The sequence below is a fragment of the Kitasatospora sp. NPDC054795 genome, assembly GCF_053611565.1.
This window is the reverse complement of sequence record NZ_JBSHAP010000031.1, coordinates 11,025-22,156: the sequence shown is the minus strand read 5'-3', so window position 1 is coordinate 22,156 and position 11,132 is coordinate 11,025. Positions and strand designations below refer to the sequence as shown.

Annotated in this window: 1 pseudogene; it reads left to right on the top strand. The window is 76.9% G+C overall.

Annotated features, from left to right (window positions below):
- Positions 1 to 192: 192 nt before the first annotated feature.
- Positions 193 to 10,923 (top strand): annotated as a pseudogene (locus ACWGJO_RS14075) (type I polyketide synthase); the annotation flags it as partial.
- Positions 10,924 to 11,132 lie beyond the last annotated feature (209 nt).

The window sequence follows — 11,132 nt, the reverse complement described above, 5'->3', positions numbered from 1 at the left end:
CGGAGCAGGCGCGCCGCGCCCTGCTCACCGTCCCGGTGTCCCGGCTGCGCGAGTCCGGACTGCTGGAGCCGCTCCTGCGGCTCGCCTCGCAGGAGTCCGCGCCCGCCGCCGAGGACGCCGCACCCGTGACCGCCATCGAGTCGATCGACGAGATGGACGGCGAAAGCCTGCTGAGGCTGGCCCTCGGCGAACGTGATTCCTGACCGCAGTACGGAGCTTGCGATGGCCTCTACCCAGGACTATGTCGAAGCGTTGCGAGCTTCCCTCAAGGAGACGGAGAAGCTTCGCGCCCGAAACCGTGAACTGACCGCCGCGGTCAGCGAACCCGTGGCGATCGTGTCGATGGCGTGCCGCTACCCCGGCGACGTCTCCTCGCCGGACGACCTCTGGCGGCTGGTCGAACGGGCCGGCGACGCGATCGCCCCCTTCCCCGAGCAGCGCGGCTGGAGAGCGGACGGGCTCGGCGCGGACGCCGCGGCGAGCGACCTCGCCGCCCAGGGCGGGTTCCTGGACGGCGCCGAGCGCTTCGACGCCGCGTTCTTCGGGATCTCCCCGCGCGAGGCCCTCGCCATGGACCCCCAGCAGCGGCTGCTGCTGGAGAGCGGCTGGGAGGCGTTCGAACGGGCCGGGATCGCGCCGGACACCGTGCGCGGCACCCGGACCGGGGTGTTCGTCGGCGCGACCTCCTCCGGCTACGGGGTCGGTGCGGCCGACGCCGACCAGGGGTACGTCCTGGCCGGCGGAGCGACCAGCGTGCTCTCCGGCCGGGTGGCGTACGTGTTCGGCCTGGAAGGCCCGGCGGTCACCGTGGACACCGCCTGCTCCTCCTCGCTGGTCGCCCTGCACCTGGCCGTCCAGGCGCTGCGCGCCGGCGAGTGCACGCTGGCGCTGGCCGGCGGGGTGACCGTGCTGACCAACGCGGAGGTCTTCCACGCCTTCAGCGCCCAGCAGGGCCTCGCCTCGGACGGGCGGTGCCGCTCCTTCGGCGCCGGTGCGGACGGTACGGGCTGGGGCGAGGGCGTCGGACTGCTGCTGCTGGAGCGGCTGTCGGACGCGCGCCGCAACGGGCACGAGGTGCTGGCGGTGGTGCGCGGCAGCGCCGTCAACCAGGACGGCGCCTCCAACGGGATGACCGCGCCGAACGGCCCCTCGCAGCGCCGGGTGATCCGGCAGGCGCTGGCCTCCGCGCGGCTCGCCCCGTCCGAGGTGGACGTGGTGGAGGCGCACGGCACCGGCACCCGGCTCGGCGACCCGATCGAGGCCCAGGCGCTGCTGGCCACCTACGGCCGGGACCGCGGCGGCGAGCCGCTCTGGCTGGGCTCGATCAAGTCCAACATCGGCCACACCCAGTCGGCGGCCGGCGTCGCGGGCATCATCAAGATGGTGCAGGCGATGCGGTACGGCCTGCTGCCCGCCACCCTGCACGCCGAGCAGCCGACGCCCCACGTGGACTGGTCGGCGGGCGCGGTGGAACTGCTGACCGAGGCCCGCCCGTGGCCGGGGGCGGACCGTCCGCGCCGGGCGGGCGTCTCCTCCTTCGGCATCAGCGGCACCAACGCCCACGTCATCCTGGAGCAGGGCGATCCGCTGCCCGCGCCGGAACCGGTGGAGAACAGCGGCCCGGTGCTCTGGCCGGTGTCCGCCAAGAGCCCGGAGGGGCTGCGCGGACAGGCCGCGAGGCTGGCCGAGTTCGCGGCGACCGGGCCCGACCCGGCGGCCGCTGGACACGCGCTGGCCGTCACCCGGGCGGCGCTGGAACACCGCGCGGTGGTCCTCGGGGACTCGGCCGCAGGCCTCGGCGAGGGGCTGGCGGCGCTGGCCGAGGGACGTTCCGCCCAGGACGTGCTGACCGGGGTGGCGGACGAGGGCCGGACGGCGTTCCTGTTCACCGGTCAGGGTGCGCAGCGGGTCGGCATGGGTCGGGGGCTGTACGAGGCGTTCCCGGTGTTCGCGGGGGCGTTCGACGCGGTCTGCGCGGAGCTGGACGGGAGGCTCGGGCGGTCGGTGCGGGAGGTGGTCCTCGACGGCGTCGAGGATCTGGACCGGACGGTGTGGGCGCAGGCCGGGCTGTTCGCGGTCGAGGTGGCGTCGTTCCGGCTGCTGGAGTCCTGGGGCGTGGTCCCGGACGTGCTGCTCGGACATTCGATCGGCGAGGTGGCGGCGGCGCACTGCGCCGGGGTGTTCTCGTTGGCGGACGCGTGCGCCCTGGTGGCGGCGCGCGGCCGGCTGATGGACGCGCTGCCGAGCGGCGGCGCGATGCTGGCCGTGCAGGCCGCCGAGGCCGAGGTGCGTTCGGAGATCGGCGACCGCCTGGACGTCGCGGCCGTCAACGGCCCGACCTCCGTGGTGGTTTCCGGGCCGGCGGACGCGGTCGAGGAGTACGCCGCGCGCTGGTCGGCCGAGGGCCGCAAGACCCGTCGGCTGACGGTCTCGCACGCCTTCCACTCGGCCCTGATGGAGCCGATGCTCGCCGAATTCGCCGCCGTCCTCGGCGGGTTGACCTTCGCCGAGCCTAGGGTCCCGGTCGTCTCCAACCTGACCGGCGGGATCGCCGAACCAGGCCTGCTCACCACCCCCGACTACTGGCTGCGCCAGGTCCGCGAGGCCGTCCGCTTCGCCGACGGCGTCGACGCCCTGGACCGACGGGGCGTCACCCGCTTCGCCGAGCTCGGCCCCGACGGCGTGCTGTGCGGGATGGCCCAGCACGCCGGCGTCGAGGGCGCATTCGCGCCGCTGCTGCGCGGCTCCGGCCACGACGGCGTGCGCACCTTCCACGCCGCCGTCGGCGCGCTCTGGACGGCGGGTGCCGCCGTGGACTGGCCGGCGGCCTTCACGGGCCGTGGCGAGGGGCGGGTCGCGCTGCCCACGTACGCCTTCCAGCACCAGTCCTACTGGGCCCGTCCAGCCCCTTCTCCCGCCGCCGCGGCCGAGGGAGCGGAGGGCACCGCCGAGGGCCGGTTCTGGGCCGCCGTCGAGCGCGAGGACGTGGCCGAACTGACCGGCGCCCTCGGCGTGGACGCGGACCAGGGGGAGCTGCGGGCCGTGCTGCCCGCGCTGTCCTCCTTCCGGCGCCGCCGCCGGGACGAGGCCGTCATCGACTCCTGGCGCTACCGGGTCCGCTGGAAGCCGCTCGCCGACGCGCCCGCCGCGGGCACGCTCACCGGCACCTGGCTGGTCGTCGCGGCCCCGGGGGACACCGACGCCCAGCGGCTGCTGACCGCCGCCGGCGCCGACGTGGTCCTGCTGGAGTTCGGCCCCGGGGCCACCCGGGCCTCCCTGACCGCCCGGCTGCGCGAGCTCGCGGCCACCCCGGCCGGCGTGGTCGCCTGCCCGGCCCGGCACCCCGAGCCGGTCCCGGCGGCCGTCGCGCTGATCCAGGCGCTCGGCGACGCGGGCATCGACGCCCCGCTCTGGCTGGCCACCCGGGGCGGGGTGTCGGTGGGCCGCTCCGACGGTCCGTCCGACCCGGTGGCGGCGCAGCTCTGGGGCCTCGGCCGGGCCGCCGCCCTGGAGCTGCCGGAACGCTGGGGCGGGCTGGTCGACCTGCCGCCCGCCGAGGACACCAGGACGGCCGCCCGGCTGGCCGCCGTCCTGACCGGCACCGAGGACCAGGTCGCCGTCCGGGGCGCCGGCACGTACGTCCGCCGCCTGGTGCGGGCCGCCCGACCGGACGGTGCCGAACCGCTCGGGCCGCCCTCGGGCACGGTGCTGGTGACCGGTGGCACCGGGGCGCTGGGCGCGGAGGTGGCGCGCTGGCTGGCCGGTCGGGGCGTTCCTCATCTCGTGCTGACGAGTCGGCGCGGTTCGGCGGCCGAGGGCGTGGACGCGCTGGTGGCCGAGCTGAGCGGGCTGGGTGCCCGGGTGACGGTCGCCGCCTGCGACGCCGCCGACCGGGCGGCGCTGGCGGCGGTGCTCGACGCGATCCCGGCCGAACTCCCGCTGACCGGCGTGGTGCACGCGGCCGGCGTCGGCCAGGCGACCTTGCTGATGGACACCGCCGCCGAGGAGATCACCGCCGTGCTCGGCGGGAAGGCCGACGGCGCCGCACACCTGGACGAGCTGACCGCCGGGCTGGACCTGGAGCTGTTCGTCGTCTTCTCCTCCATCTCGGCCACTTGGGGCTCCGGCGCCCAGGCCGTCTACGGCGCCGCCAACGCCTACCTGGAGGCGCTGGTCGAACAGCGCCGGGCGGCCGGCCGGGCCGCGCTGGCCGTCGCCTGGGGCCCGTGGGCGGAGGCCGGCATGGCCGTGCAGGGGGAGTCGGAGGACTTCCTGCGCCGCCGCGGGCTCGCCCTGCTGGACCCGGCCCTCGCCGTGCGGGCGCTCGACCTGGCCGTCGCCGGGGACGAGGCCTGCGTGGCGGTGGCGGACGTCCGCTGGGAGCGCTTCGCCCCCGCGTTCACGGCCAGCCGCCGCCGTCCGCTGATCGAGGACCTGCCCGAGGTGCTCCGGGCCCTGGAAGCCCCGGCCGCCGAGCCGGCCGAGGGCGCGTCCCCGCTGGCCGGGAAGCTCACCGCGCTGCCGCCCGCCGAGCAGGAACGGACCCTGCTCGACCTGGTCCGGCGGCTGGCGGCGGCCGTGCTCGGCCACCGCGAGGCGGGCGACGTACCGCCGGAGGTCCCGTTCAAGGGCCTCGGCTTCGACTCGCTCACCGCGCTCGAACTGCGCAACGCCCTGGCGGCCGAGACCGGGCTGCGGCTCTCCGCCACCCTGGTCTTCGACCACCCCACGCCGCGCGAACTGGCCGCCCAGCTGCGCGGCGAGCTGCTCGGCACCGCGGCGGCGGCCGAGACCGTGCGGGCCGAGGCCACCGCCGTGGACGAGCCGATCGCGATCGTCGCGATGAGCTGCCGCTACCCCGGCGGGGTCGAGAACCCCGAACAGCTCTGGCGGCTGGTCGCCGACCGGGTGGACGCGGTTTCCGGGCTGCCCGGCGACCGCGGCTGGCCGCCGCTCGGCGCGCCCTCCGGCGAGGCGGGCGCGGACGCCACCTGGGCCGGCGGATTCCTGTCCGGCGTCGCCGACTTCGACCCGGCGCTGTTCGCCATCTCCCCGCGCGAGGCGCTGGCCATGGACCCCCAGCAGCGGCTGCTGCTGGAGACCGTCTGGGAGGCGTTCGAACGGGCCGGGGTGGACGCGCGCTCGCTGCGCGGCAGCCGCACCGGCGTGTTCATCGGCACCAACGGCCAGGACTACGCGGCGCTGCTCTCCGGCCCCTCCGACAGCGAGGGGCACCGGGGCACCGGCACCGCGGCCGCCGTGCTCTCCGGCCGGATCTCGTACGTGTTCGGGCTGGAGGGCCCGGCCATGACGGTGGACACCGCCTGCTCCTCCTCCCTGGTCGCCCTGCACTCGGCGGCCGAGGCGCTGCGCCGCGGCGAGTGCACCATGGCCCTCGCGGGCGGCGCCACGGTGATGGCGACCCCGTCGGCCTTCGTGGAGTTCAGCCGCCAGCTGGGCCTGGCCGCCGACGGCCGGTGCAAGGCCTTCGCCGCCGCGGCCGACGGCACCGGCTGGGGCGAGGGCGTCGGCATCCTGCTGCTGGAGCGGCTGTCCGACGCCCGGCGCAACGGGCACCGGGTGCTCGGCATCGTGCGCGGCAGCGCGGTCAACCAGGACGGCGCGTCCAACGGCCTCACCGCCCCGAACGGTCCCGCGCAGGAGCGGGTGATCCGGCAGGCACTCGCCAACGCCGGGCTGTCGGCCGCCGAGGTCGACGCCGTGGAGGCGCACGGCACCGGCACCCGCCTCGGGGACCCGATCGAGGCGAAGGCCCTGCTGGCCACCTACGGGCAGGGCCGGGCCGGGGAGCCGCTCTGGCTGGGCTCGATCAAGTCCAACATCGGCCACACCCAGGCCGCCGCCGGCATCGCCGGGATCATCAAGATGGTCATGGCGATGCGGTACGGCACGCTTCCGGCGACCCTGCACGTGGACGGGCCCACCCCGCACGTCGACTGGTCCACCGGGGCGGTCGAACTGCTGACCGAGGCCCGGCCGTGGCCGCGGGCCGAACGGCCGCGCCGCACCGGCATTTCCTCGTTCGGCATGAGCGGCACCAACGCCCACATCATCATCGAACAGGGCGAGCCCGCCCCGGCCGAGCCCGCCGGGCGTCGGCCGCACGGTCCGCTGCCGTGGCCGCTGTCCGGGCAGACCCCGGCGGCGCTGCGGGCCCAGGCCGCCCGGCTGGGCGAGCACCTGACGGACCGCCCGGAGGACGGACCGGCCGAGGTGGCCCGGGCCCTGTCCGGGCGGACGGCGCTGGCGCACCGCGCGGTGGTGATCGGCGCGGACCGGGCCGGGCAGGACCGGGAGCTGGCGGCGCTGGCCGCCGGCGAGCCCGGCGCGGGCGTGGTCGCCGGTACGGTCGCCGAGGGGCGGACGGCGTTCCTGTTCACCGGTCAGGGTGCGCAGCGGGTCGGGATGGGCCGGGAGCTGTACGAGGCGTTCCCCGCCTTCGCGGCGGCCTTCGACGCGGTCTGCGCGGAGCTGGACCTGCTGCTGGACCGGCCGGTGAAGGACGTGGTGTTCGAGGGCGTCGAGAACCTGGACCGTACGGTGTGGGCGCAGGCCGGGCTGTTCGCGGTCGAGGTGGCGTCGTTCCGGCTGCTCGAATCCTGGGGGGTGACGGCCGACTTCCTGCTCGGGCACTCGATCGGCGAGGTGGCGGCCGCTCACGTCGCCGGGGTGTTCCCGCTGGCGGACGCGTGCGCCCTGGTGGCGGCGCGCGGCCGGCTGATGGACGCGCTGCCCGAGGGCGGCGCGATGCTCGCGGTCGAGGCCACCGAGGCCGAGGTCCGTGAGGCGATCGGCGACCGGCTGGACGTGGCGGCCGTCAACGGTCCGACCTCGGTGGTGGTCTCCGGGCCGGTCGAGGCGGTGGAGGAGCTGGCCGGGCGGTGGAAGGCCGAGGGCCGCCGGATCCGCCGGCTGACCGTCTCGCACGCCTTCCACTCGGCGCTGATGGAGCCGATGCTCGCCGAATTCGCCTCCGTGCTCGCGGAGTTGACCTTCGCCGAGCCGAGCATCCCGGTCGTCTCCAACCTGACCGGGATGCTCGCCGAACCCGGGCTGCTCACCACCCCCGACTACTGGGTGCGGCAGGTCCGCGAGGCCGTCCGCTTCGCCGACGGCGTCGCCCACCTCGGCGGGCACGGCGTGACCCGCCTCCTGGAGCTGGGCCCCGACGGCGTGCTCTGCGGGCTGGCCCAGCAGACTGTCCCCGACGCCGTGCTCGCCCCGCTCCAGCGGGCCGGGCGGGACCAGGTGGACACGCTCTGGCACGGCCTCGGCCGGCTCTGGACGGCCGGTGCCCGGATCGACTGGGCGGCGGCCCTGCCGGCCGGTCGGCACGCGGAACTGCCCACCTACGCCTTCCAGCGCGAGCGCTACTGGCCCCGGCCGGTCGCCGGGGCCGGCGACGTCGCGGCGCTCGGGCAACTGCCCGCCGGGCACCCGCTGCTGGGCGCCGTCCTGGCCCTGGCCGGGGACGGCGGCGCGGTGCTGACCGGACGGCTGTCCACGGCGAGCCACCCGTGGCTGGCCGACCACGTGGTGCTGGGCCGGACCGTGGTGCCCGGCACCGCGCTCGTCGAACTCGCGCTGCGGGCCGGCGAGCAGGTCGGCCGTACGGTGCTGGACGAACTGGTGGTGCGGTCCCCGCTCGCCCTCCCCGAACGGGGCGAGACCCAGGTCCAGGTCCGGGTGACCGCGCCCGACGACGGCGGCGACTGCCGACTGGAGATCCACGCCCGGCCCGACACCGGTGACCGGACGCCCTGGACCTGCCACGCCACCGGCCTGCTGACCGAGGCCGCACCGGCCGAGCCCTTTGAACTGGCGGCCTGGCCGCCGCCGGCCGCCGAGCCGGTGCCGCTGGACGGCTTCTACGACACCCTGGCCGACAGCGGCTACGGCTACGGGCCGGCCTTCCGCGGCCTGCGCGCCGCCTGGCGGGCCGAGGACGCGGTCTACGCCGAGGTCGCGCTGCCCGAGGAGGCGGCGGACGAGGCCGCCGGCTTCGCCCTGCACCCGGCGCTGCTGGACGCGGCGCTGCACGCCGTCGGCTTCGCCGGCGGGAGCGAGGTCGAGGGCACCGCCCTGCCGTTCGCCTGGACCGGCGTGCGGGTGGACGCGGTGGGCGCCTCGGTGCTGCGGGCCCGGATCACCCGGACCGCCGAGGGCGTCGCGCTGCGGCTGGCCGACGGCACCGGAAGCCCGGTGGCCACCGTGCGTTCGCTGGTGATGCGCGAGGTGTCCCCGGAGGCGCTCGGCGCCACCGCCGACGCCGGACCGGACGCGCTGTTCGCGGTGGACTGGCGGCCGGTGCCCCCGGCGGCCGGTGCGGCCGAGCCGGACCTGACCGCGTGGGCCGCGGTCGGCGAGACGGCCCCCGAGGGCGGACCGGCCCGCCGCCACACCGACCTGGCGGCCCTGATGGCCTCCCTGGAACAGGGTGCGGCCGTACCGTCGGTGACCGTCCTGGCTGTCCCCGCCGTCCCCGCCGGTGCCGCCGGTGCGCTCGGGGCCGAGGCCGTGCACGGGGCGACCGCCCGGGTGCTCGGCGAGGTACGGGCCTGGCTGGCCGACGAGCGGTTCGCCGACTCCCGGCTGGTGGTGCTCACCCGCGGGGCGACCCCGGCCGGGTCCGGCACCGGTGGCGAGGCCGACCCGGCCGGCGCCGCCGTGTGGGGACTGGTCCGCTCCGCGCAGACCGAGAACCCGGACCGGATCGTGCTGGTGGACATCGAACCGCAGGGCGGCGCGGCCGACCCGTGGGCCGGCTGGCCCGCGCTGGTGGGCGGCGAGGAGCCCCAACTCGCGGTCCGCGGCGGCGACATCAGGGTGCCGCGCCTGGTCCGGGAAGCCACCGTCGCCCGGCTGACCCCGCCGGAGCCCGCGGGCGCCTGGCGGCTCGGCCTCGCGGGGCGGGGCGCCGGACTGGAGGACGTGGCGCTGGTGCCCGCGCCCGACGCCGACGCGCCGCTGGGCGCGGACGAGGTCCGGGTCGCGGTGCGCTCGGCGGGCGTCAACTTCCGGGACGTGCTGATCGGTCTGGGCATGTACCCGGACCGGACGGCCGCGATGGGCTCCGAGGCCGCCGGCGTCGTGCTGGAGGTCGGCGCCGGAGTGACCGACCTCGCCCCGGGCGAGCGGGTCTTCGGCTTCTTCGCCGGTGGCGCGGCCGTCCGGGCCGTCACCGACCGGCGGCTGCTGGCCCGCGTCCCGCAGGGCTGGTCCTTCGCCCAGGCCGCCTCCGTACCGCTGGTGTTCGCCACCGCCTACTACGGGCTGCGCGACCTGGCCGACGCGCAGCGGGGCGAATCGGTGCTGGTGCACGCCGCGGCCGGCGGCGTCGGCATGGCGGCCGTCCAACTCGCCCGCCACTTCGGCCTGGAGGTGTTCGGCACCGCCAGTCCGGGCAAGTGGCGCACGCTGCGGGAACTGGGGCTGGACGAGGCGCACATCGCCTCCTCCCGCGACCTCGCCTTCGAGGAGCGGTTCCGCACCGCGACCGGCGGGCGCGGGGTCGACCTGGTGCTGAACTCGCTGGCCGGGGAGTTCACCGACGCCTCGCTGCGGCTGCTGGCCGAGGGCGGGCGCTTCCTGGAGATGGGCAAGACCGACGTCCGGCAGCCGGCCGGCCTCCGGTACCGGGCCTTCGACCTCGGCGACGCCGGACCGGCCCGGATGGGCGGCATCCTGCACGAGGTGATCGAGCTGTTCGAGGCCGGTGCGCTGCGGATGCTGCCGATCACCGCCTGGGACGTCCGGGACGCGGTCGGCGCCTTCCGGCACGTCAGCCAGGCCCGGCACGTCGGCAAGAACGTGCTGACGCTGCCGGTGGAACCGGACCCCGAGGGCACGGTGCTGATCACCGGCGGCACCGGGACGCTGGGCGGTCTGCTGGCCCGGCACCTGGCGGCCACGCACGGCGTGCGCCACCTGACCCTGCTGAGCCGCCGGGGCGCGGACGGCCCGGACGTGCGGGAACTCCTCGCCGAGCTGGGCGAGACGGGCGCCCGGGCGGAGGTCGTCGCCTGCGACGCGGCCGACCGCACCGCCCTGGCGCGGGTGCTCGACGGCCTCGCCCGCCCGCTGACGGGCGTGGTGCACGCGGCCGGCGTGCTGGACGACGGGGTGTTCGGCACCCTGACGCCGGAGCGCCTCTCCCGGGTACTGCGCCCGAAGGTGGACGCGGCGCTCAACCTGCACGAGCTGACGGCGCACCTCGACCTGTCGATGTTCGTCCTGTACTCCTCGGTGTCGGGCACCTTCGGCTCCGGCGGGCAGGCCAACTATGCGGCCGCGAACGCCTTCCTGGACGCCCTGGCCGCCCGGCGGACGGCCTCCGGCCAGGCCGGCCAGTCGCTGGCCTGGGGCCTGTGGGAGCAGGCCAGCGGGCTCACCGGCCACCTCGGGAAGGTCGACCAGGCCCGGGCCGGCAGCCTCAGCGCGCCGCTGTCCACCGCCCGGGCGCTCGCCCTGTTCGACCGGGCGCGCACAACGGGCCGCTCCCACCTGGTGCCGGTCGACATCGACCCGGGCGTGCTGCGCGCAGCCGCCCACCCGGTGCCCGCGCTGCTGCGGGCGCTGGTCGGCCAGCCGGTCCGCCGGGCCGCCGACAACCGGCGCCCGGACGGCCCGGCGCTGGCCGAGCGGCTGGCCGTGATGGCCGACGCCCAGCGCGATGCGGCCCTGCTGGACCTGGTCACCGGGAACGCCGCGGTGGTCCTCGGACACGGCTCGACGGACGCCGTCGCGGCCGACCGGCCGTTCAAGGACCTCGGGTTCGACTCGCTGACCTCGGTCGAGCTGCGCAACCGGCTGAACACCGCCACCGGCCTGCGGCTGCCCCCCACCCTGGTCTTCGACCACCCGACCCCGGCCGCGCTCGCCCGCCACCTGCGGGAGAGCCTGCTTCCGCAGGCCGACCCGGTGGAGGACCTGCTCGGCCGGCTGGCCGGAATGGAGGCCGACCTGGTCGCACTGGCCGGGGCGGAACGGGCCGGGGCCCGCGCCAGGCTGGAGCAGCTGCTCGACCGGCTGCGGGACGCCGACGGGCCGCAGCCGGAGCACGACGACAGCGACCTGGAGTCCGCGACGGCCGAGGACATCTTCGCCCTGAT